The organism is Carboxylicivirga marina, from assembly GCF_016612505.1.
GTDB lineage: Bacteria > Bacteroidota > Bacteroidia > Bacteroidales > Marinilabiliaceae > Carboxylicivirga > Carboxylicivirga marina.
Genome location: NZ_JAENRR010000007.1, coordinates 60,815 through 85,523 on the forward strand (window position 1 = coordinate 60,815; position 24,709 = coordinate 85,523).

The following is a 24,709-nucleotide window of genomic DNA, read 5'->3' on the forward strand; positions in this document are numbered from 1 at the left end:
GTATTATTGAATTCTACAAATTATAGTAAGGCATAACGAAAGGTTAACCGCCTCTTTACAATTCTTGGCTTCTGCCTTAACTTATAGTATTGTCAAATTAAGAATTATACAACATGGTTGATAACCATTTCATTTCCAAAGTGACCGATATAATTCTCAACAACATACAAAACGAATTATTCGGCGTAAACGAATTAGCTCAACAACTACAATTAAGCCGTTCTCAATTATTTCGTAAGGTTAAATCCCAAACAGGTGAGTCGGCTAATTTTCTAATACGTAAAATCAGACTCACCGAATCGCTTCGTTTACTAAAAGAACAAGAACTGTCTATTTCCGAAATTGCCTATCAGGTAGGATTTTGCAATCCTTCTTATTTTAATAAATGCTTTCATAAGCACTTTGGAATCACACCCGGTGACTTCAAAAAGGACCCAGAAGCCTTAACTGAGCCTACTCAGCATATTGCAAGCAAAAAAAACTATAGAATAATTACCCTTCTATCCATCATCATTATCTTAGTACTTATATTGCTTACACAACCATTTTTGAATAGAAAATCAGACTCAGAAGAATCTGGCTTACCGCAATTCACCTCGATAGCTGTACTTCCTCTTTTGGATTTATCCGAATCCCATAGCAAAGAATATTTAGTCTTAGGATTAACCGATGCCATTACTCTTGAACTATCAAAATTAAAGGGTTTAAGAGTTATTTCGCGCGGTTCGTCAATGTTATTTCAGGATTCTATTAAGCTATATGCCGACATTGCCAAAAAACTAAACGTTGAATTACTTTTGGAGGGCTCTGTCATATACGGAAAGGACGGATTACGAGTCACTGTACAACTCATTGAACCATTTCCACATGAAAAACATATTTGGGGTAATAAATACGATTTTCAGTCTTCTGATATAATTCAATTAGCCGAGAGCATTTCCACTCAAATAGCTGAAGAAATACATGTGGCTATTCATCCTCAACAACACGTCAAACGACAAAGTAAAATCAATTCTGAAGCCTATGATTACTACTGTCGAGGAAAATATCTCTGGCAAAAACAAAATCCCAAATCAGTAAAAAAAGCGATTGAATACCTTAGCAAATCAATAAGTATCGACTCTACCTTTGCTCCTGCCTATATCACCCTTGCAGAATGCTACATTATTATGAACAAACTGATACCTAATCAGGAGGATAAATTAAGCAACCGAGCCGAAAGCCATATAGCTATTACCCATGCAATCGCTAAAGCATTGTCACTGGATGAATCGTTAGCGGAGGCATACATCACAAAAGGGAATATTCTGGGCAAATATGATTGGGATTGGGAAGGAATGAAGTCCATGGCAGAAAAAGGTTTGTTGCTTAACCCAAATAATCCATACGGCCATATTTTATTAACCAAGTATTGGACAACAAAGGGGGATTATAAAAAAGCACTTGAAGAAGCATTGGTAGCTGAAAGACTTGATCCGCTGAACCCTCATATAAGTTGCCTCTTAGCTGAACGCTATGAATTTACAGGCCAGTATGACTTAGCCATTAAAAAATACAAACAGGTACTCGAGCTCTACCCTGATTACGGTTTTGCCTGGAACGGAATTGGTTTTAGCTATTACCTGAAAGGAGAGAGAGAAAAAGCAAAAGAAGCATGGGCAGAACTACACACTATAATGGGCAACCATGCTATGGCAGAATATTTCAACGGTCACGACTTTAATACTTCAATTAATTACTGGCTAACACAGGCTACTGGTGGTTCAAAATTATATTGTTCCAATCCATCAATAATTGCCATGGCCCATACATTGGTTGATTTGGACGATGGCGTTATTGAATATTTAGATTTGGCACTAAAATTTAAGAATGAAGATTTGCCTATGCTAATACAAAGTCCTGTTTTTAAACCCTATTACAACCACACACAATTTACAAAAATAGTGGCTGAGCTAGACATTATTATTGAGCGATAAACAAGCAATATGCGCCATAATTGTAACAAATGCGTCATAAATACATCAATATTGCGCTTCATTTGATATGTTATAATCAATCGTCTGAAAGATATTTGTACAAAATATTAACCACTTAAAATCAGTACAAATGAAAAGATTCAGATTATCTATCGGATTGGTTTCTATCGGTTTATTATTGACCACTTGTACACAAGATGCCGAAATAGAACCAGAAACAACAACCGACACAAATACAATACTAAAATCAGTGTCGGTTGGTTTTGATGAATGGGGTTTCAATTATAGGGCTCATCTTTTTGAAGGCTATTTAATAAATGCCATGTTTGCCGACCCTGTATTTAAATACATGCCTCATTATAAAAAGATGAATTATAATGGACAGGAAGATCAGTTCTGGAATGAAGTAATGGAGAAATACCCTTATTTTAGCCATATTATGCCAGGCGAACTAATTGATTGTAAATTAATGATGAAATGGAATGAAGATTTACTCTCCAAAGAAGGACAATATCCTGATACCTGGGTAGATTCAGATGCATGGATAGTATTCAAATATAAATTACATACCATGTCAGAACAATGGACCCATGTCAGACGATTAGTTGCCAGAAAAGGCAGCGATTATCTGGATGGCGGTTATTGGTATAATCAGGAAGGTGAAGAAATTGGCAAAGAGTCGTACTACTGGCCCGATTTGATTATTACTCAAGTGGTAAATAATGGTAATAATCCTTTTATTCCGGCCATAATGCCTGATGATTATTTAAGCCCCAACGGTGTTGGTCAAGGCAAATACAAGGTGAAGTAGATTATATCTAAAGCAAATCTCACTATCACGGCAATTGCTTTTAAGCATTTTAAGCTCTTCCCTATTTCGTGATTCTCCTCTTTTTTTTAGAGGAGAACGAAAAAAGATGTCCCCTCCTGAATTCCGGGAGGGGTGCCTATAGGTGGAGTAGTATATTTATTTTTAAAAGCAATTTTACTGCTCTCACTATTTGAAATGCGCTATGAGTAATCTATGTCATTTCATAAAAATTCTCGCCGTTTTTAATGCAGTTCTCAATGGCTTTTAGCTCGGCATCAGCCAGTTCTTCTGATTCATACTTACCTAAATCAACACCCGCACTTAAACTTGCCTGACAGATGCCTTGAAGACTATAGCTTTTTCTTGTCTTATATTTTTTTACCTGTATCACCTTTACCAAGGTCTTTTTGCTTTTCGTTTTTATCCACATAGGTTTAGTTTTAATAATTAACTGTTGAATGAATTGCGAAACTAATAAACCACAAACTCTAAACTATTCACTCTTCACTATCAATGCGCTTCCAGCCAGTTAACACCTACGCCCATATCCACATCAAACGGCACCGATAAGCTAATGGCATTTTCCATTTCTTCTTTCACAATGGCTTTTACTTGCTCCTCTTCCGATTTCAACACATCAAAGTTTAATTCATCATGCACCTGAAGAATCATTTTAGAGGCAATATTTTCGCTTTCAAAGCGTTTTTGGATGTTCACCATGGCTTGTTTGATAATATCAGCTGCTGTGCCTTGTATTGGAGCATTAATCGCATTTCGCTCGGCCATGCCACGCACCACTCCATTTTTTGAATTGATATCACTCAGGTTACGTTTTCGACCAAACAGCGTCTCTACGTAGTTGTCCTCACGCGCCTTGGCCACACTGCCATCCATAAATATTTTCACACCCGGGAAACTCTCAAAATAGCCATCGATAATCTCTTTGGCTTCTTTTCGTGAGATGGTTAAACGCTCGGCCAAACCGAAAGCCGAAATACCGTAGATAATACCAAAGTTAGCTGTCTTGGCTTTTCGACGCATATCACCGTCAACTTCATCCAAAGGCACTTTAAATATTTTAGCGGCGGTAGCAGCGTGAATGTCCTCCCCATTATTAAACGCTTTAATCAAATGCTCATCTTCGCTAAAATGCGCCATCAAACGCAATTCCACCTGCGAATAATCGGCCGATAAGAATACATGTTCTTCATCGGATGCTGTAAAGGCTTTACGTATCTCTTTACCATTTTCATCTCGAATAGGAATATTCTGAAGATTGGGATTATTAGAGCTTAAACGACCTGTTACCACAGTCGCCTGACTATAGCTCGTGTGTATCTTACCTGTTTTCTCATTAATCAGCTTCGGCAAGGCTTCCACATAGGTATTTAAGAGTTTCACCAAACCGCGGTATTCTAAAATGGCAGGAATGATTTCATGCTTATCTTTAAGCTTTTGCAGAATTTCTTCACCGGTGCTGTATTGCCCACTCTTGGTTTTCTTTGCTTTAGCATCAATCTTCAAATGATCAAACAACACTTCGCCCACTTGTTTGGGGCTAGAGATATTAAAGGCTCTGCCAGCCAGTTCTTCAATCTTCTTCTCAAGTCCAATAATCAGCTCACGTAATTTAGCCGCAAAATCTTTCAAGGCATTATCATCCAACGAAACCCCTTCAAACTCCATATTGGCCAATACCTCAATCAAAGGCATCTCAATATTGTGAAACAATTTCTCTACATCACTCCCCTTTAATTCCTCCTGAAATTTAAGAGCCAGTTGAAGTGTGATATCAGCATCTTCTGCGGCATAATCCAACACATTTTCAGGCGTGATATCGCGCATATTCTTTTGCTTCTTCCCTTTTGGCCCAACAATGGATTCGTATGATATGGGCGTATAATTCAGATAGGTTTCTGACATAAAATCCATGCCATTCTTTAAGCCAGGATACAAAAGATGATGCGCCACCATGGTATCAAAATAAGGTCCTTTAACATCGATGCCATAGTTTTTTAATACCAGCATATCGTATTTCAGATTCTGCGCCACTTTCGTGGTTTTATTGTCTTCAAATACTGCTTTAAACGACTTGATGGTATCAACATCTACCACCCCATTTGTCATTACCGGCACATAATAAGCCTCGTTGGCTTTCCACGAAAAAGACATGCCCACCATCTCTGCTTCCATGGCGTTGACAGAAGTTGTTTCGGTATCAAAACAAAATTGCTTTTTGGTGCTTAGTTCAGCTTTTAAAGATGCCAGTTTCTGAGCATTATCCACCAGGTAATAATGGTGCACCACATCTTTGATAGTTTGGCATGAGGTATATACTTCTTCCACCACTTCTTCCTGAGGAGTAGCCGCCATACCAAATAAATCGCCTTGAACGGGCTTGGTGCCATACAAGGAATTAATACGCGAAATAAGATTTTTAAATTCGAGCTCATCAAATAACTTATTGATGGCATCCATGTTTGGCTTTTCTTTCTTTAAAGCCTCCACATCTAACTCCACCGGCACATCTAATCGAATGGTAGCCAGGTAATATGAATCCTCCACTTGCTTGCGGAAGTTAATCATGTTCTCTTTTTGCTTGCCTTTTAGCTCATCAATATGTTCGTATATACCAGGAATACTGCCATAAGCTTTAATCAAATCTTTGGCGCGCTTCTCACCCACTCCCGGACATCCGGGAATATTATCGGCTGCATCACCCCACAATGCCAATATGTCAATTACCTGCAGTGGATTATCTATTTCAAATTTCTCCTTTATCTGCTCAACACCCCAAATATCAATACCGCCACCCTTGCTTCGTGGCTTGTACATAAACACATTGTCTTTTACCAATTGGGCGTAATCCTTATCGGGCGTTACCATATAAGTATTAAAACCAGCCTCTGATGCTTTAGCTGATAAGGTGCCAATCACATCATCGGCCTCAAACCCATCCTTTACAATTACAGGTATATTCATGGCTTCGATAACCTGCTTGATGTAAGGCACCGATAACTTTATATCTTCTGGTGTGGCATCACGATTGGCTTTATAATCGGGAAATTCATCATGTCGAAAAGTAGGTCCTGATGGATCAAAAACAACCGCAATATGTGTTGGATTTTCTTTTGTAAGTATCTCCAATAATGAATTGGTAAAACCAAAAACTGCTGATGTATTAAATCCTTTAGAATTAATGCGCGGGTTACGAATAAACGCATAATAAGCCCTGAATATTAATGCATAAGCATCCAACAAATACAAATCCTTCTTTTCGTCAGCCATAGTTATATTGTGTTTTTTTGCTAAAGATATAAAAAGCTAATGGCTGATGGCTTATTCGCTGCTTGGTAAAACAAAAAAAGGATGACATCTCTATTTTCAGTTTCAAAATAGAGATGTCATCCTTTGCAGAAGCTTATAGCTACTTGCTAACAGCTTTTATTCATTATCACTTGCAAACCACTCGGCATAGCTGGTGGCTGTTTCGTTTAATTTTAAGCTGAATAATTGAATGTTTACGGGCAAACGCTTTTTGATACGCTCTGCGAAGTCCACCAGCATATTTTCACATGTTGGCTGATAATCAACAATTTCATGACGTTGACCCATTTGTGGTAAAGCCAATAACTGTTCTGATGGTGCATTTTTGCTTAAAACAATGGCATGATCCAACTTATCGACAATTTCCTCATTAACGATTGTTTTTAAATCGCCAAAATCCATCACCATACCTAACTTAGGATTCCCCTGTTCGGCTATAGGTTCACCAAGTACGGTTACGTTTAAGATATAAGAATGTCCATGCAGGTTTTTACATAAACCATCATAGTTCCACAAAGCATGCGCCATTTCAAACCTAAACTCCTTTGTTAATCGTATTTTTGCCATCTTCACTACATAAAAAAAGACTGAAAAAATCAGCCTTCATATCTTCAACTAATTATTCGATTACCTTACAATTGTACATTTACTAACACAATCAACTATATTGCGTAAACTATTGTGTTTAAGATAGTAGAATGTATTTTTACCTTGTCGCTCGCTTGCTAAAACACCTTTATCCTTTAAGATACCTAAATGATGAGATGTAGTTGACTGCTCAATATTCAACAATTTATGTATTTCGGTAACAGTCAGTTTATTTCCATCTTCTAAATGGCTCAGAATAGCGATACGCATTGGGTGAGCAATAGCTTTGAGCATACCTGCTGCTCTGTCCAGCATCTCCGTATCTAAATCTTTAATCTTCATCATTTGAGCTTATCTTAATAAAATAATTACAAATACAAATATATAACTATCTTGTTATATTAGTGTTACGAACGGGCAAAAATATTTAAATATTTAGATAATATCAATATGATGGATAAAAATCCTTAATAATAATTAAATTTGGCGTCCGATGTGAATTCGTTGTAATACGTGTATTGAAAGAGGTTAGATATGTCAGATACATCCATTATTAAAGCTCCCATTAAGGAGGAAATGAAACGCTTTGAACCTTACTTTAAGGAACAATTAAAGTCAAAGATTCCGCTTCTTGATATCATCACCAATTATATTCTTCGTCGTAAAGGGAAGCAAATGCGGCCTATGCTGGTTTTTCTTTCAGCTAAACTAAATGGTGAAATAAGCGATGCTAGTTACATATCAGCCACACTAATAGAACTTCTACACACTGCTACATTAATACATGATGATGTGGTTGATGAAACCTATCAGCGAAGAGGTATTTTTAGCATCAATGCCCTATGGAAATCAAAAGTGGCAGTATTGGTTGGCGATTTCTTTTTATCAAAAGGACTTAGCCTATCATTAAATACCGACCAGATTGACGTCCTTAAGGTGGTGTCTGAAGCTGTAACCGAAATGAGCGAAGGAGAACTATTGCAAATAGAGAAGTCGCGCAAACTGGATATAACAGAAGCGGTGTATTATGAAATAATTCGTAAGAAAACAGCCACACTTATTGCTGCTTGTACCAAAGCAGGAGCACTTTCGGTTAAGGCCAACGGTGAGAAACTTCAAAATATGGCTGAATTTGGTTCTAACCTGGGTATTGCTTTTCAAATTCGCGATGACCTGTTTGACTACGAACAAAACGGGTTAGTTGGCAAACCAACAGGCAATGATATCAAAGAAAAGAAATTAACACTCCCTTTAATTCATGCACTTCATTCAACTGATAGTAAGCAACGAAGAAAAATACTAACCCTGATTCGTCGTCATCATAAAAATGAAAAGAAAGTGCAGGAAATTATCGCCTTTGTAAAAGCGAATGGTGGCATTGAATACGCCAATGAACAAATGCAGATGTATGCGCAAAAAGCGAAGGATTCGCTTTCTGCTTATAAAGATTCGGAAACAAAAGAAGCGCTTTTGACCATGGTTGATTACACACTTAAGCGCAAAAAATAATACATCAGGTGAATCATCAAATACACCTGATATATAATATTTTAAAAGTATTTAATTTCTTTTCTGAAACCATTTTCTATTTCAGCAACATCGGACAATAAGTTATTGGCTAAGCGACTGGCACCAATTCTAAATAGCTTATTATTCAACCAATCATCGCCACAAATTTGTTTCACTAAACAATAGTATACCAATGTATCTTCGGCTGTTGATATACCTCCAGCAGGCTTAAAACCAATCTTTTTCCCTGTCTCAGTATGAAATGATTTGATGGCTGACAACATCGTAAAAGCAGCTTCGAAGGTGGCAGCAGGTTGTTGTTTACCAGTTGATGTTTTGATAAAATCACCTCCATACTCCATGGCGATAATACTCGCCGTCCAAATTTCATTTGGCTCTTTTAATGCGCCTGATTCAAGAATCACTTTCAAGTGCGCATCTCCCATTACACTCTTGATGGCAGTAATCTCCTCTCCTACAAATTCGTAGTTTCCTTCAAGAAATTCACCTACCGAGATCACAATATCAATTTCATTGCCGCCAAAATCAATGGCTCTTTGCGTTTCAAGCTTCTTTACATCCAGGTAGGTTTGGGATGATGGAAATCCGGCAGATACCACTGCACGGCCTATGTTTTTATCTTGTAATCCACTTTTTAAAACCGATGCAAACGCAGGATACACACACATGGCCGCAACCTGAGGAACAAGAGAAAAGTGTTTTGGCAATTCGTTTACTTTTTCTACAAAGTCCCGAATACTATCCGATGAATCTTCTGTATTTAATGATGTTAGGTCGATGCAATTAAATAATAGTTTTAAAACATCTTTATCCTGTTTTAGTAATGCAGCTTCAGCTTTTGCAGCTTCTATCCCTTTTGCGATTTCCTCGTCTGTTAATTTAAACGGAAATTTATCCATTAATCCATCCATCTTTATAGTATTTAAGGTTATTTAGTGAGTTTATTATTATTTAAATGACGCGTATTATCACGCTTCGTTTTCTTATCCATATTACGCTTAAAAGCATCTTCAAGGTCAACACCTGTTTGATTAGCCAAACAAATGAGCACCCAAAGAACATCAGCCATTTCATCGGCCATATCTACTTTTAGGTCTGACTTTTTAAAGGATTGATCGCCAAATTTACGCGCCATAACACGCGCCAGTTCACCAACTTCTTCAGTAAGAATAGCCATATTGGTTAGTTCACTAAAGTAGCGAACACCATAGGTTTGTATCCATTTATCTACTTTATCCTGGGCTTCAGATATATCCATTATTCTTTTCTTTTTGAATCAATTATAATTGTTACAGGACCATCATTAACAAGCTGAACCTGCATATTGGCACCAAACTCACCTGTACCAACTTTTACGCCACTGGCTTTTTCAAGTTCAGTCACAAATTCATCATAAAGCGGTATTGCAATATCTGGTCCGGCTGCATTCACATATGAGGGTCTGTTTCCCTTTTTAGTGCGGGCATGTAAAGTAAACTGACTTATAACCAATAAACCTCCTTTGACATCCAGAACAGACTTATTCATCACGCCATTTTCATCATCAAAAATCCGAAGATTACAGGTTTTATTTACTAACCATTCAATGTCCTTCGAATCGTCATTTGGCTCTATTCCTACGAGGATTAATAAACCACAGTCAATAGCAGACTTGAGCTCTTCATTTATTGAAACGGATGCCTCACTAACCCTTTGAATAACTAAACGCATTATCTTTATATTTTTGGCAATCGAAAATACGACTAATCTTTTAACCCGCAATATGCATTAGAAAATCTATTACACATTGAAATTACTTCAAAAGAAGTCACTTCGTTATTTCATCTCAACTCACCAGAACAGTGCTATGCCTCGTTTCGATAAAACCTTGTTTTATTGCACTTTCAATGTTCATGACGACATTCTAATTCATAATTCGGGTTTAATGTTGATTTGTTAATATGCCAATTTGTGTATTTGTTTGTCATTATAATAAACAAATCAATACTTCAGCAGTTTTAGAATCATATGAACGGACTACTTAGTAACACCAACGATCCTGCCATTAACCTGGCAACTGAGGAATATTTACTGCGTCATTCAAATAAAGACGTATTTTTTCTTTACACTAATTCACCATCTATTATCGTTGGCAAACACCAAAACACTTTAGCAGAAATAAACTATAGTTACATCAATGCGCATAACATACCTGTTTACAGAAGACTATCGGGTGGAGGAACTGTGTACCATGACTTAAATAACTTAAACTTTTGCTTTATTCAAACTGGTGAAAAAGGTCATTTAGTGAACTTTGAGCGTTATTCAGAACCTATCCTATTGGCCCTAAAAGAATTAGGAATACATGCAACTTTTGGCAAACGTCATGACATACAGATTGATGGCAAAAAAGTTTCTGGCAATGCCTCGCATGTGTTTAAAACCAGAGTGATGCATCATGGTACTTTATTATTTAGTTCTGATTTAAGTGTTTTAAATAATTCACTTAAAACCAATCCATTAATAATTAAAGATAAAGCAGTTAAATCTGTAAGAAGTGAAGTCACAAATATTTCTAACTATGTAGACCAAAGCTTTACATACACTGACTTTGTTAAACACATTTTTAACTACCTTTTAAAGCACTACTCCAACAGTAATGAACTTAGCCTTGATAATGAAGAATTAAAGCAAATTAAGGCTATTTCAAGAGATAAATACAACACTTGGGAATGGAACTATGGATACAGTCCTGTTTTTGAATTAAACAAACGATACAAGCTCGAGAGCGGCGTAAGAATACAATCCAGGATAAAAATCGAAAAAGGTGTATTTACAGAATGTGAAATAAAGACATCCGATTCTTCAATTAAGAATGCATTAGAAAATTTAGCTAAAAATATCATTGGTCACCAGCATAATACAAATGATATATTATATTTACTAAATTCATCATCATTAACAAAATCTGACAATGAGGCAATCTTAAATGGCTTTTTTAGCTAGATGATGAAAAAAGTAGTTAAATATTAAATTATTATATTCGTCTGTATTTCAATATATTAAATAGTTTTATCTGGATTAAAATAAGAATATACTTTAGCTGCTTTATCTTTAGCCACAACCGCTTCTAAATTTTCAATTGTAGCCTCTTTAATTTTGTTAAATGACTTGAAATTCTTGAAAAGTAGTTCAATTGTCTTATCTCCTATTCCGGAAATATTATTCAGCTCTGATTGAATAAAATTAATCGATCGTTTTTGACGATGAAAAGTAATTCCAAAACGATGTGCCTCATTTCGTAAATATTGAATTATTTTTAACGATTCTGAGTTTTTATCAAGATACAAAGGTACCGGATCACCTGGATAAAATATCTCCTCTAATCGTTTAGCAATACCAATAACTGATATTTTATCAGTTAAATCTAAATCCCGAAGTATCTTAACAGCGGCTCCTAACTGACCTTTACCACCATCAATTACCACTAACTGTGGTAAGCCCTGACCTTCTTCTTTTAAACGCTTGTAACGTCGATAAACCACTTCTTCCATTGAAGCAAAATCATTTGGCCCTTCAACAGTTTTTATATTAAAATGTCGGTAATCCTTTTTATAAGGTTTTCCATTACGAAACACCACACATGCAGCCACTGGATTTGTTCCCTGAATGTTTGAATTATCAAAACACTCGATGTGGCGAGGTAACACTTTTAAGCGCAAATCAGATTGCATTACTTTAAGTATTCGCTCTTCTCTCGGTTCCTTTTTATGCAAGGATTGTTGCTTAAGTTTATCTAAGCGAAAATATTTAACGTTTCGTTCAGATAAATCCATTAACTTTTTCTTATCTCCTATTTTAGGAACGATAAACTTTGCATTATCTAATTCGATATTCAACTTAAAAGGAACCAAAATTTCGCGGGCTAATAGTTTAATTCTGCTTCTCATTTCAAAGATGGCAAGCGGTAAAATCTCAGACTTTTCTTCTGAAAGTTTCTTGCGATACTCCATTGTATGCGACTGAATAATTGCTCCATTAACCACGCGAATAAAATTAACGTAAGCTGCTTTGTCGTCATCAGTAATACTAAATACATCTACGTTGGTTATTTTTGGATTAACCACAGTGGATTTCGATTGATGTCCTTTTAATAATTCAATCTTTCTTTTGACTTCTTCCGCTTTTTCAAACTCCAGTTCATCGGCGTAATTAAGCATGATACCATGCATATATTTAAGAACTGAAGTGATATTACCATGTAAAATTTCTTTAATCGATTGAATATTCCCCTGATAAATATCCTTATCAAACTGACCTATACAGGGTGCTTTACATTTTCCAATATGATATTCTAAGCACTCACGAAACTTTCCGTCCTTAATATTCTCATCACTTAAATTTAGCTTACAGGTGCGCAAAGGGTATATTTGACGGAACAAATCGATTAATGTACGTACCATTCCAATGGATGTATACGGCCCAAAATAGGAACTTCCATCGCGTATAAAATTTCTGGTTTGAAAAACACGTGGGTAAGGTTCATTCTTTATGACAATATAAGGATAAGATTTATCGTCCTTTAATAAGATATTATAACGAGGTTGGTACTTTTTTATTAAGTTATTCTCGAGCAATAAAGCATCTTCTTCCGAATCAACAACAATGTGTTTAATATCGGCGATTTTTTTAACAAGTATTCTTGTCTTTCCATCCTCATGTTTTTTGGAAAAATAGGATGAAACGCGTTTTTTTAAATCCTTTGCTTTACCAATATAAATGATAACACCATCTTCATTATAATACTGGTAAACACCAGGTGAAGATGGTAAGGATTGAACTAATAGTTTTAGTTTATTTTCTAATTCTATGCGAGCTTCATTCATTTACAAACAGGCTTGTAAATTCAAACTTATTGACATCAAACAATCCTTTATCACCAATTTTTAAGGATGGTATAACAAGCAAAGACATAAAGGCAAGCGTCATAAATGGTGCCCTTATAGTACAGCCCATCTCCTCAACCAGAGTATTTAATTCAGCATATTTCTTCGCAACAACATCACCTGGCTCAACCGACATTAACCCAGCTACGGGTAATTCTAGGCGATTTAAACACTCATTATTACAAACAGAAATTCCTCCTTTGCATTCAATAACACTATTTATTGCCTGTATCAAAGCATTATCATCACAACCAATCGCAACAATATTGTGGCTGTCATGAGCAACCGAACTAGCTAATGCCCCATTTTTTAAACCAAAGTTTTTTATAAATCCAACAGTTGGTTTACTCTGACTATATCTATTAACAACTACTATTTTTAGAATGTCATTATTAAGATCAGATTGAATGAACTGCCCCTTTTTTATGTTTGGATGCCAAATAAATTCATTGGTTAATAACTCACCATCCTGTGCTTCTATTACCCGTACTTTAGGTGAATCATACGGTGCTGAAATGGTGATATCAGCTATTGAAATTGGTGAACAATTGAAATTATTTATTAGATCTGATTTTGGAAAATCGAACAATGCGTTACCATTACTGGCCACCTTTAAACCATCAATGTATGTTTCTATAACATTGAAATCACTTAAAGAATCAACAACTATAAAATCAGCAGCATCGCCTTCTCGTAATAAACCAACCGGTAAATTATAGTGTTTTACAGGATTAATAACTGCCACCTGATAAAGTTCAAAAATTGAGTATCCCTTACTTAATCCAAGCTTTATTAACCGATCAATATGTCCTTTTTCAATAATTAAATCCGGATGACTATCGTCAGTACATAACATTGTTTGTAAAGGTTCCTTGCTAATTAAAGGATGTAAAACCTCAAAATTTCGTGCTGCACTCCCCTCTCTAATCTGCGTTTTAATACCTAGTTTTATCTTTTCAAGTGCTTCATCAATCGTAAAAGATTCATGGTCGGTGGTGATATTTCCAGCCGCATATTTTTCTAAATCTTCACCGCGCACACCAGGTGCATGCCCATCAATCGGAACATTGTATTTTTTAGCCAGTTTTAATTTACTCCAAACCTCTTGATTTCCGTAAATCACACCAGGGAAATTCATCATCTCAGCCAAAAATGGAGCGCCTTTTTGTAATAAATATTCCACTTCTAGACTCTCAATTTTAAAACCGGAGGTCTCAAAACTTGTTGCAGGAACACACGAAGGAACACCAAAAAAACATTTTAAGGGTACATTATTTCCATCCTCAATCATGTACTCAACCCCTTTTACACCACAGATATTTGCTATTTCGTGCGGATCAGAAACAACTCCTATCGTTCCACGTGGAACAACTAATTTAGCAAAACCTGAAGGTGTAAGCATACTACTTTCAATATGCACATGACTGTCAATTAAGCCAGGTAAAATATAATTTGAATAAGTACTATTATCTCTCTCTATTTTGTGGATAATATTATCTCGTAAATAGACTTTACCAGGATAAATATCTCTATTAATAATATCAACTATATTTCCAGAAATAATCATAAAATATGTTTCACGTGGAACATTACCTTCCCATTAATACTAATAATACATTTATATCACTTGGAGAAACACCAGAGATTCGACTTGCCTGTCCGATTGTTTCTGGCTGAATACTGTCTAACTTTTGCCTTGCTTCTGTAGAAAGTGATTTAATTGATTTATAATCGAATTTATTCACAATATTCAAATTTTCAAGTCTTTTAAACTTATCAGCTAATAATCTTTCTCGATTAATATAACCTGAATATTTAAGAATAATTTCAGTTGACTCAAGAATCTCATCCTTTCGAGCCATATTTAACTTTTCTATAAATTCGGCAAATGGTTTAATACCATCAAGTAAATCATATATATTAATCTGAGGGCGCGAAATAATATCAATTAACTTCACTCCTTGTTTTAATGGCGCTGTGCCCATATATTCAAGCCACGAATTAATCAGAGCTGGCTTAACACTAAATTCCTTTAGAAATTCAATAATCTGATTTCGCTTATCAATTTTTTCATTCAAATGATCGATTCGCTTTTGAGAAGCTAAACCAATTGCAAAGCTTTTTGGAGATAAACGCGAATCTGCATCATCTTGTCTCAGAAGAATTCTAAATTCAGCACGAGAAGTAAACATACGATAAGGTTCATCAACACCTTTTGTTACCAAATCATCAATCAACACGCCAATATATGCTTCATCCCGACTTAAAGTAAAATCAGTTTTGTTGTTAATTTTTTGATGTGCATTAATTCCAGCGATTAAACCTTGAGCAGCAGCTTCCTCATAACCAGTTGTACCATTAATTTGACCAGCAAAAAATAAATTACTAATCTTTTTTGTTTCAAGGGTATGTTTAAGTTGAGTTGGCTCGAAAAAATCATATTCAATAGCATAACCAGGTCGAAATACTTTTACTTCTTCTAAACCAGGAACAAGTTTTAAGGCATCTATCTGAGTCTTTAATGGTAAAGAAGAACTAAAGCCATTTAAATAATATTCGATAGTAGTCTCCCCTTCTGGTTCGAGAAATAGTTGATGGCGTTCTCTTTCTGAAAAAGTAACAATTTTAGTTTCAATACTAGGACAATATCTAGGTCCAATACTTTGAATCGTGCCATTATACATTGGCGATTCATCTAAACCTGTTTCAAGCACTTTGTGAACCTCAGGATTTGTATAGGTAATAAAACAACTACGTTTTCTCAATCCATTATCAGGAGAAGGCAAATAACTAAATCGATAATCATGCCCATCACCCTTCTGCTCGTCTAATTTATCAAAATTAATACTTCGCTCATCAATACGTACGGGTGTACCAGTTTTCATACGACCAACTGTGAATCCACGCGATAATAATTGCTCAGACAAGCCTTTTGATGCTGGTTCAGAAACTCGACCTCCTTCGGAAGTCACTGAACCAATGTGCATTAGACCATTTAGAAAGGTTCCTGTTGTTAAAACAACGGCCTCCGATAAGAACTCTACATTATTTGACGTTCTAACGCCTTTAATTATGTTATCTTGAAAAATAAATTCAACGACTGAGTCTTGCCAAAAAAATACGTTTGGAATTTTTTCCAACTGAATTCGCCATTCAGATGAAAAAACCATTCTATCACATTGCGCTCTTGGACTCCACATGGCAGGTCCTTTAGAACGGTTAAGCATTCTAAATTGAATGGATGACTTATCTGTTATAATTCCAGTATAACCACCTAACGCATCAATCTCACGCACTATTTGTCCTTTAGCAACACCTCCAATTGCCGGATTACATGACATTTGGGCAAAACGCCCCATATCCATAGTTATAAGCAACACTTTACTTCCGAGGTTAGCAGCCGCGGCTGCAGCTTCACATCCAGCGTGTCCTCCACCTACGACAATTACATCGTATTTAAAATCCATACGTTAAAAATTATTCGTTTACTGTAAGATAAACAGCAAAATTAATGAAAAGTTGATAATAATGATAAAGCCTTATTTTCTTCAGCTCTCATTTGGTCTTTTTCTTCAACAGTAGAATCCTTGAAACCAAGTAAATGAAGAACACCATGAATAACAACACGTTTCAATTCTGTTTCATAAGATGTATTAAACATCTCTGAATTAGAACGTACTGTGTCTAAACTAATAACTAAATCTCCGGATATAACCTTACCAGTACAATAATCGAAAGTAATAATATCGGTATAATAATCGTGTTGTAAGTATTGACGATTAATTTCAATAATATAATCATCATCACAAAAAAGGTAAGATAAGTCACCAAGTTCGTAATCATACGAAGCAATTACAGACTTAATCCAATCTTTAATTTCTTCTTTAATGAAATGTGGTAAGTTAACTTTTTCAGCAAGAAAATCTATCATTAATCAATATTGAAAGTCATTTTGACAATACTTCCTTCTTCGTCGAACTCAATATCATCAGCTAAATGATGCATTAAAAATACGCCTCTCCCATGCGTTTTTTCAAGATTTTCAGGTTTGGTAGGATCTGGAATATTTGTATAATCAAAACCAGAACCTTCATCACTTATTGTAAACTCGACCTTTTCTTCATCGATCATGTAATCAACTGTTACAACCTTCTCTTTGTCAAGCTTATTACCATGTACAATTGCATTATTAACACCTTCAACTACAGCCAATAATAATTTTCCATAAATATCATTATGAAGATCAAATTCATTGGACAAATCGTCAATCAATTTCTCAACAATATTAATATTTTTGGTTTCGGAGTTGAATTCGATTTTATTTGCAGTCAATTCCATTTTATATAGCTTAAATTTAGAGGTTTTTCAATTAAATAACACCGAAAAATTCTAATAATAATACAAGTATTTCGTTTATACGCGGCTTAGTTAAAAAAGTTATACAAAATTTACTTTTTCAACCAATGCTCAGGGTTCAATTTCACACTTTCTTCCCAAATTTCAAAGTGAAGTACGCCAGAATTTTCGCCCTTACCACTGTATATAGTACCCAATATCGAACTTTTAGTTACATTTTGCCCCGGTTTTACATTAACTTCACCAATATTAGCATAAACGGTTAAAAAACGTCCATGACGGATTAAAATAGCTTTATTATAACCAGGTATAGGAACAATACGACTTACTTTTCCTGCGAAAACAGGGCGAACCTTTTTATCCTCTGAAGCTTGTAAATCAAGACCGTTATTATTTACTTTAACGTACTTTAAAACAGGATGAGGATGCTCTCCAAAACGACTTATTACAACACCATCTCTAACAGGCCAAATTAGTTTACCTTTAGACAGATGGAAGTCAGAAGGTTCTACTGTTTCATTAGAAATCTCTTCGATTAGTTTAACAATTTCGTCTTCAAGCTTCTTCAAGGACTTCTTTTGTTTACGAATATCTTGTTTTAATGATGTTTCCTTCTGCTTTAGTTCCTGAATATTTTTATTAACCTTTTGTTTATCATTAATAAGTTGTGCGTATTGTTGTTGCACACTATTTAAAGCGTTGTTCTGAACCTTTAAATTAGTATTTAACAACTTGTATGACTCGTCTAATTTTATAGCCTTATTTTGGATTAAAACACCTTGATTGTGTCTGAATTTATTGTACTCCTTTAGCATAGCATAACGTCTGTATGCTTCATTGAATGATTCAGCCCCAAAAAAGAATGAAAGTTCATTATATTTCTTCTTATTTAAATAAGCTTCATTTATAAGCTTAGTATACTGTTCTTTTAAGGAGGATAATTCCTTTTCATTATTATCTATTTCCGATTCCAGAATATTTATATCAGCCTTTAACACATCTATTTCACTATGATATACAGCAATTAAGCTTTCTCGGTCTTTAATTTGATTATCAAGTAAACGAACACTATTAATATTTGATTGCTTCTTTTTTGAATAGCTTAATAATAATTTGTTAGCATTTTCAATACGTATATTTAATCTATTCTTTTCTTTTTCAAGCTCATCAAGCGTTTGAGCTACAGAAGATAAAGAGAAGGTTAAAATCAGACCTAATAACAGATTTTGAATCTTAATGCTCATTACTTAAATCAACTTTTTTATACTTACCTGAAACTTTGAATCCAATAGAATTTTGACTATTAATATCAATATGATCAAACTGTATAGTTAAAGAAAAGTTGTCGGAACCACGCTGTCCATTAAATAATATTGTTGATGGAACAAGGCCTGACTGAACTTCAATAAACTTACCATACTCAATAGTAATCTCACTATTTACCTCAAAATCCTTAATGTAAACTTTAGATATTTTAAAGATTTCAGGCAAGATTGAAAACTGATGATAGATAATATTTGTAGTCTTATCCTTTTTGTACTTACGTGTGAATTTTCCCTCTTTTAACGATTGTAGTTGATAAACATTATCACTGCAATAATGTTTGTAACGTTTTAAATGTTTATCGTTATCACCAATAGGATAAGCAAATAATTCATTTAAGAGAATGCTTTGAAGCGTATAAAAATCCATTTCAATTAGGAATTTATCCCACAAAATTCTGTAATCACCATGTGAATAAACCTTCTTCGTACGATCGATTATTTCAACTTTTCCAGGTTGAAGTTTTACTCGTAACAACTCAATACCCATTAATGGATTAATAGAGACCACAATTGAAGAATCCTTTAGCACATATAAATTTCCTTTAAAGGATTTACTTTCGCCTTTAAAATCAAATTCAGCTTTAAACTTTTTATAAAAGATTGAATGACAATCAATATACTTCGTTTCCGTTGAATTGATTAATTTATAATCTGGTATATTTTTGAGTTGGCCATTTTTATTATAAAATACTTGTGATGATTTACATCCAAAAAATGAAAGCATCAATCCCACTAATAAGAAATACTTATATCTTCCCACTACTCTACGTATGATTTTGTATCAATTTTTTGTTGAATGGTTTCACTTTCACTTCCCATTTCAACAGCTTTATTCCATTGTTCTACAGCCTTGTCAATATCACCATTCTTATAAAGAATATCGCCGTAATGTTCGACTATAACATTGCTTGAATCACCACCATTATCAATTGCGCGTTCAATAATATATTTAGCTTCAAAATAGCGTTCACGTTTAAATAAAACCCAGGCATAAGTATCTAAGTATGTTGAGTTGCCAGGTTCCATTTCGATGCAACGACTACTCATTCTTTCAGCCTTATCTAAATCTTTGTTTTCCAGAGTCAGGTAGTAGCTATAGTTATTAAGAACCACAATATTTAATTCATCAATTGCCAAAGATTTGTCATATGATTTGAATGCTCTTTCTGCATCATTATTAGCAAAAGCAATATCACCAATATTGGCATAAATTTGTGCTTCCATTGCCTTATTATCCCCAACCTTTGTTAAACCTTTTTCTAACAACTTTAGTGCCTCATCATTATCATCTAATTGACCAGCAGAACTACCTGCAATTAAATAAAAGAAGGCATTGTCAGGAAAATGAGTGAGCGCTACTTTAGCATTTCCATAAATATTTATGAAATCCTGCGTATCAATCATAAGGAGCAAATAATCTTGCCAGATTAACTCATTACGATCTTCAATTGATAATGCTTGTTTATAGGATTTTAAAGCTTTATCACTTTCATTAACAGAGCGATAAAAGTTTCCTTCATACACATAAGCCATTGCTTCATATCGATGAACATCAACAATTACATCGAAAAATTCCGTAAGAAACCCTTTATTGGAGGCAATCGTCTTATTATCCATTAAGAAAGGTAAAATCCGCTGAAATTTAAGTTCAAACGGTGTTGTTTTACTCTGTAATGCCAACTTATAAAACTTAATAAAATTGGCTGTATCCTTTTCCTGAAAAGACAAATTTCCAAGACTAAAGTAAGCCGTTACATTAGCTGGGTCCTTTTCTAGTACGATATTGTAATACTTACGAGCATTTTCCTTATCGTCAAGAAATAAGTAATAATCAGCAATGAAACCATAATAACGACCTTCATTAGGGTACTTCTTTACTAATTTGTTTAACTCTTGTAGGGCTGATTTATTCTTTCCAATATTCAGTAAAATCTTTTCCTTTTCAAGAATTACAACCTCGTTTAATCCAATAGATTTCTCAAGCTTTGAATAGGCTTCTAAAGCTTTTTCATTTTCACCATTTCGATTATATACCTGGGCTAAACCATACAAATATTCATCGTTATCGGGATAATCAGCTACAATTTGCTCATATAACTGAATGGCTTGAAAACCCATCTTGTTTTTTTGGTATAGTTCTGCCAACATCAACTTATACCAAATATTATTTGGCTCAAAACTAATTGCACGTTCTAACAATCCTTGGGCTTTAACAATCTCATTACCTGCAACCAATATATTGGCCAACTCATACATTGCAGCACTACTTGTACCATCAATTTTCAAACACTCACTGAGGTACATCGCAGATTTTTCAAGATTACCCTTCATCTTTTCACGACTAGCTTCGTAAAAGAAATAATCGAACTTGCGTTTATCTACATCATTAAGTTGCACCTTTTTCAGTTGCTCAGAACTTACATTAGAGCTAGAACTTGTCTTTACTGAAGAGCAACCAGCCAAAAGAATTGTGCTTATACAAAGAGAAAACCAAATTAGCTTAAAACTCATATTAATCGATTAATTATGTTGATATGAATGATTAATTGGTTCCCGTGTGTCCAAAACCACCACTACCTCGTACTGTTTCTTCTAATAATTCAACCTCAGTTAACGACACTTTGGTATATTGCGCAATGACCATTTGGCAAACTCTCTCGCCATCATTAATTGTAAAATCATCGTTAGACAGGTTAACGAGAATCACTTTAATTTCTCCACGATAATCAGCATCTATCGTTCCAGGAGTATTTAACACAGTAACACCATATTTGGCTGCTAAACCACTGCGTGGTCTGATTTGAGCTTCATGTCCTTCAGGCAGTTGAATAAATAAACCAGTTGGTATTAAAATTCGTTGTAAAGGTTTTAAAACTATCGGACCATCAATATTAGCTCGTAAATCCATACCAGATGAATGTTCTGTACTATATCCAGGCAATTGGTGCCTGCTTTTATTAATAATTTGAACGTTTGTCATGACAAAATTTTTATTAACTCCTTTCTTTCAATTACATAAAGAAAAGCAAAATAACTAACAAATATAGTGCCTTTAAGCACCAAATGAAATAATAGATTATCTAAGTGAATAAAAGAACTACCGTAAACAACAATTACAGCAACTGAGATATGTAAAATAATTTTGAAAACAGGATACTTTATGGGGTAATATTTCTGTCCAATAAAGTAAGAAATTACAGTCATTAAAAGGAAACAAATTAGGGAACTAATTGCTGCACCTACATAACCATAAATTGGCACTAAAACTATATTGCCTATAATAACTAAAACGGCACCAATACCACTAATTATTGCTCCATAATTGGTTCTATCTGTAAGTTTATACCACAATGATAAAGAGTAGTAAATTCCAAAAAATAATTGTCCCAGTAAGATAAAAGGAATGATAATATTGCCTTCAATATAGTCAGGCAAGAGAAGCAAATTAACAACATCGATAAAGACTAAAACACCCACAAAAATTAAACAACCAAAAAGGACAAAAAATTTAAGTATTTGTGCATATAGTTCCTTTGATGCACAATCCTTTCCTTCTTTAAAAAAGAAGGGTTCAAATGCCAGTCGATATGATTGAATAAATAGCGCCATTAGAATACCAATTTTATAATTAGCACCATATATAGCCAATTGTTCCATCGCGTCTTCGGAAATAAGATGTGGCATTAATATCTTATCGATATTTTGAATAAGCATACCAAACAATCCGACAATCATTATCGGATAGGAATACTTAATGACATTACGAAGTAAACTAAGATCATATTTAGCCTTAACTTTTATTAATTCAGGAATAAAAAACAGACCGATTATAATTGAACTTAACAAGTTTGATACAAAAACGTAATAGAGCTTATTATTTGGATTAAAAAAGTACTCTACGAATCTAAATTCATTTTTAATCAATAGAGGGCAAATAACAAGAAAAAAGACGGTAAATAGGATATTCAGAAGAACTGAAACAAACTTAAGCGTAGCATATCTTTTTGTTTTATTCTGAATTCGTAAATCAGCAAACGGAATGCTAATGATGGCATCAATACTTACAATCGCCACAGCAATCGTGAAATATTTTGCTGTCAAAAACTGATTACCAAGAACATTACTAATTTGATCTTGAAATAAAAATACACAGACAGTCAGAAGAATACTAAAAGCTGTTATAAAACTTGTTAGCGTTTTTAGTAATACTTCTTGCTTATAATCTTTAATAAACCGAAAATAACCAGTCTCAAATCCAAACGTCAGCAGCACTAATATTACAGCTATATAACTATAGATATTAAAAACACCACCAACCTCAGCCATATTAAGCGTTCGAATATAAAATGGCATTAACAACCAATTTAATAAACGACCTAGAATGGTACTTAGTCCATAAATTATTGTATCGCCCGCAAGTTTTTTAAGTTTACTCAAAATACTAAGAAAATAGGGTTCCCTGGTTTAAGTTAGTTTCGCGTCCTAAATGTTCGTAAGCATGCGCTGTTGCCATTCTTCCACGAGGAGTTCTTTTGATAAAACCTTCCATTATTAAAAAAGGTTCATATACTTCTTCAATTGTTCCAGCATCATCACCAACAGCTGTTGCAATGGTATTAACACCAACGGGACCACCATTAAATTTATCAATCAAAGTTAGCAGTATTTTATGATCCATGGTATCCAAACCAAAGGTATCAATGTTTAATGCATTAAGAGCTATTTTACTAATATCCAAATTAATAGTACCATCACCTTTAACCTGTGCAAAGTCACGCACACGACGTAATAGTGCGTTAGCAATACGAGGTGTTCCACGACTACGGCGTGCTATTTCATCGGCCGCATTTTGATGAATTCTAACTTCCAGAATATCTGCTGAACGTTCAATGATATGAGATATAGTTTCAGCATTATAATATTCAAGGTGGCTGTTGATTCCAAAGCGTGCACGCAACGGAGCGGTAAGTAATCCACTTCGTGTGGTAGCACCAATTAAAGTAAATGGATTTAAGTCAATTTGTATGCTTCGTGCTCCAGGACCTTTATCGATAACAATATCAATTCTAAAATCCTCCATGGCACTATAGAGGTATTCTTCAACAACCGGACTTAAGCGATGAATTTCATCAATAAAAAGCACATCATTCTCTTCAAGGCTTGTTAAAATACCTGCTAAATCACCGGGTTTATCTAACACAGGTCCACTCGTTAATTTAAATCCAACCCCAAGCTGATGTGCAATAATATTTGAAAGGGTTGTTTTTCCCAATCCCGGTGGTCCATGCAATAATACATGATCCAAAGCATCGCCACGCATCTTAGCTGCCTGAACGAATATTTCAAGATTTTCGACAATTTTATCCTGCCCTTTAAAATCATCAAAAGAGAGGGGGCGCAATGCCTTCTCCAACTCTTTTTCTGTATCCCCACTTTCTCTTATGTCGAAACTCATATAGTTGATTAGATAATATTTAATTTTTTAAGGTTAGAGAAAAACTCCTGCAAATCGAAAGGTTTAGCCATATATTCATCCATACCATACGATAAACATTTTTCTCGATCGGCATCATATGTGTTAGCGGTTAAACCTACAATTGGCATATGCTCATTGGAAACTTTTTCCTTAGCGCGGATAGCTACCGTCGTTTCTAAACCATCCATTATAGGCATCATTAAATCCATTAAAATTAAGTCATACTGACCGTGTTCTAATTTTTCCAAAGCTTCGCGCCCATGGTTAGCAATATCAATTTTGAATCCGTATTTAGATAAATTTAAGAAGATAAGTTTTTGATTTAAAACATTATCCTCAACTAATAAAACAGATATAGGTTGTTCAAGTTTTTCCATTCCAGGTTAGGTTGTAGT

At 34.6% G+C, this 24,709-nt stretch carries 23 protein-coding genes; 4 read left to right on the forward strand and 19 right to left on the reverse strand.

Going from position 1 to position 24,709, the window contains the following annotated elements:
• The first annotated feature begins 113 nt into the window (after window positions 1-113).
• Both JIV24_RS04455 and JIV24_RS04460 read left to right on the forward strand, forming a co-directional pair.
• Window positions 114-1,976, forward strand: a complete 1,863-nt coding sequence (locus JIV24_RS04455; protein ID WP_200463813.1) for a helix-turn-helix domain-containing protein — start codon at window positions 114-116, stop codon at window positions 1,974-1,976.
• Between the two features lie 130 nt (window positions 1,977-2,106).
• A complete protein-coding gene (locus tag JIV24_RS04460; protein ID WP_200463814.1) occupies window positions 2,107-2,787 on the forward strand; it encodes a hypothetical protein in 681 nt (226 codons plus the stop codon).
• A 211-nt stretch (window positions 2,788-2,998) separates the two neighbouring features.
• On the opposite strand, the gene JIV24_RS04465 is transcribed toward JIV24_RS04460, so the two are convergent.
• The 4 genes from JIV24_RS04465 to JIV24_RS04480 all read right to left on the reverse strand — a co-directional run bounded on the left by JIV24_RS04465 (window position 2,999) and on the right by JIV24_RS04480 (window position 7,047).
• Window positions 2,999-3,217, reverse strand: a complete 219-nt coding sequence (locus tag JIV24_RS04465) for a hypothetical protein (protein ID WP_200463815.1) — start codon at window positions 3,215-3,217, stop codon at window positions 2,999-3,001.
• Between the two features lie 80 nt (window positions 3,218-3,297).
• On the reverse strand, window positions 3,298-6,075 hold the full coding sequence (gene polA, locus JIV24_RS04470; protein ID WP_200463816.1) for a DNA polymerase I: 2,778 nt from the start codon (window positions 6,073-6,075) through the stop codon (window positions 3,298-3,300).
• A 156-nt stretch (window positions 6,076-6,231) separates the two neighbouring features.
• On the reverse strand, window positions 6,232-6,681 hold the full coding sequence (locus JIV24_RS04475) for a 6-pyruvoyl trahydropterin synthase family protein (protein WP_200463817.1): 450 nt from the start codon (window positions 6,679-6,681) through the stop codon (window positions 6,232-6,234).
• 60 nt (window positions 6,682-6,741) lie between these two features.
• The gene (locus JIV24_RS04480) at window positions 6,742-7,047 is read right to left on the reverse strand and encodes an ArsR/SmtB family transcription factor (protein WP_200463818.1); all 306 of its coding nucleotides are present in this window, start codon (window positions 7,045-7,047) and stop codon (window positions 6,742-6,744) included.
• Window positions 7,048-7,236: 189 nt separating this feature from the next.
• Between JIV24_RS04480 and JIV24_RS04485 the strand changes: the two genes are divergently transcribed.
• Window positions 7,237-8,211 carry a polyprenyl synthetase family protein gene (locus tag JIV24_RS04485; RefSeq protein ID WP_200463819.1) on the forward strand — a complete coding sequence of 325 codons (975 nt, stop codon included), beginning with the start codon at window positions 7,237-7,239 and terminating at the stop codon, window positions 8,209-8,211.
• Window positions 8,212-8,252: 41 nt separating this feature from the next.
• On the opposite strand, the gene deoC is transcribed toward JIV24_RS04485, so the two are convergent.
• The 3 genes from deoC to dtd are packed head-to-tail and all read right to left on the reverse strand — an operon-like array spanning window position 8,253 to window position 9,942.
• On the reverse strand, window positions 8,253-9,143 hold the full coding sequence (gene deoC, locus JIV24_RS04490) for a deoxyribose-phosphate aldolase (RefSeq protein ID WP_234445704.1): 891 nt from the start codon (window positions 9,141-9,143) through the stop codon (window positions 8,253-8,255).
• 17 nt (window positions 9,144-9,160) lie between these two features.
• Window positions 9,161-9,490: a nucleotide pyrophosphohydrolase gene (locus JIV24_RS04495; protein ID WP_200463820.1), complete on the reverse strand. Its 330-nt coding sequence runs from the start codon at window positions 9,488-9,490 to the stop codon at window positions 9,161-9,163.
• Window positions 9,490-9,942, reverse strand: a complete 453-nt coding sequence (gene dtd, locus JIV24_RS04500) for a D-aminoacyl-tRNA deacylase (RefSeq protein WP_200463821.1) — start codon at window positions 9,940-9,942, stop codon at window positions 9,490-9,492. The genes JIV24_RS04495 and dtd overlap by 1 nt, the downstream gene beginning before the upstream one ends.
• 297 nt (window positions 9,943-10,239) lie before the next feature.
• On the opposite strand from dtd, the gene JIV24_RS04505 reads away from it, so the two are divergent.
• A complete protein-coding gene (locus JIV24_RS04505) occupies window positions 10,240-11,217 on the forward strand; it encodes a lipoate--protein ligase family protein (protein WP_200463822.1) in 978 nt (325 codons plus the stop codon).
• Window positions 11,218-11,273: 56 nt separating this feature from the next.
• Here JIV24_RS04505 and uvrC read toward each other — a convergent pair whose 3' ends face one another.
• The 12 genes from uvrC to JIV24_RS04565 form a co-directional block, all read right to left on the reverse strand.
• A complete protein-coding gene (uvrC, locus tag JIV24_RS04510) occupies window positions 11,274-13,097 on the reverse strand; it encodes an excinuclease ABC subunit UvrC (protein WP_200463823.1) in 1,824 nt (607 codons plus the stop codon).
• Window positions 13,090-14,724, reverse strand: coding sequence for an adenine deaminase (ade, locus tag JIV24_RS04515; RefSeq protein WP_200463824.1), 1,635 nt, complete (start codon window positions 14,722-14,724; stop codon window positions 13,090-13,092). The genes uvrC and ade overlap by 8 nt, the downstream gene beginning before the upstream one ends.
• A gap of 22 nt (window positions 14,725-14,746) precedes the next feature.
• Entirely contained in the window at window positions 14,747-16,624 is a 1,878-nt protein-coding gene (gene mnmG, locus JIV24_RS04520) for a tRNA uridine-5-carboxymethylaminomethyl(34) synthesis enzyme MnmG (protein WP_200463825.1), read from the reverse strand.
• Window positions 16,625-16,665: 41 nt separating this feature from the next.
• Window positions 16,666-17,088 (reverse strand): rRNA maturation RNase YbeY, encoded by a 423-nt coding sequence (gene ybeY, locus JIV24_RS04525; RefSeq protein WP_200463826.1) that lies wholly within the window; start codon window positions 17,086-17,088, stop codon window positions 16,666-16,668.
• Window positions 17,088-17,495: an ATP-binding protein gene (locus tag JIV24_RS04530; RefSeq protein WP_234445705.1), complete on the reverse strand. Its 408-nt coding sequence runs from the start codon at window positions 17,493-17,495 to the stop codon at window positions 17,088-17,090. The genes ybeY and JIV24_RS04530 overlap by 1 nt, the downstream gene beginning before the upstream one ends.
• A 110-nt stretch (window positions 17,496-17,605) precedes the next feature.
• On the reverse strand, window positions 17,606-18,757 hold the full coding sequence (locus JIV24_RS04535) for a murein hydrolase activator EnvC family protein (protein WP_200463827.1): 1,152 nt from the start codon (window positions 18,755-18,757) through the stop codon (window positions 17,606-17,608).
• Window positions 18,747-19,598 carry a DUF4292 domain-containing protein gene (locus tag JIV24_RS04540; RefSeq protein WP_200463828.1) on the reverse strand — a complete coding sequence of 284 codons (852 nt, stop codon included), beginning with the start codon at window positions 19,596-19,598 and terminating at the stop codon, window positions 18,747-18,749. The genes JIV24_RS04535 and JIV24_RS04540 overlap by 11 nt, the downstream gene beginning before the upstream one ends.
• The gene (locus tag JIV24_RS04545) at window positions 19,598-21,349 is read right to left on the reverse strand and encodes a tetratricopeptide repeat protein (RefSeq protein WP_200463829.1); all 1,752 of its coding nucleotides are present in this window, start codon (window positions 21,347-21,349) and stop codon (window positions 19,598-19,600) included. The genes JIV24_RS04540 and JIV24_RS04545 overlap by 1 nt, the downstream gene beginning before the upstream one ends.
• Before the next feature lie 31 nt (window positions 21,350-21,380).
• The gene (gene dut / locus JIV24_RS04550) at window positions 21,381-21,818 is read right to left on the reverse strand and encodes a dUTP diphosphatase (protein ID WP_200463830.1); all 438 of its coding nucleotides are present in this window, start codon (window positions 21,816-21,818) and stop codon (window positions 21,381-21,383) included.
• Window positions 21,815-23,275 (reverse strand): lipopolysaccharide biosynthesis protein, encoded by a 1,461-nt coding sequence (locus tag JIV24_RS04555; RefSeq protein WP_200463831.1) that lies wholly within the window; start codon window positions 23,273-23,275, stop codon window positions 21,815-21,817. Before JIV24_RS04555 ends, dut begins: the two co-directional genes overlap by 4 nt.
• 4 nt (window positions 23,276-23,279) lie before the next feature.
• On the reverse strand, window positions 23,280-24,293 hold the full coding sequence (gene ruvB, locus JIV24_RS04560; protein WP_200463832.1) for a Holliday junction branch migration DNA helicase RuvB: 1,014 nt from the start codon (window positions 24,291-24,293) through the stop codon (window positions 23,280-23,282).
• A gap of 8 nt (window positions 24,294-24,301) precedes the next feature.
• Complete coding sequence (locus tag JIV24_RS04565) at window positions 24,302-24,691, reverse strand: response regulator (protein ID WP_200463833.1); 390 nt, start codon at window positions 24,689-24,691, stop codon at window positions 24,302-24,304.
• Between the last annotated feature and the right edge of the window lie 18 nt (window positions 24,692-24,709).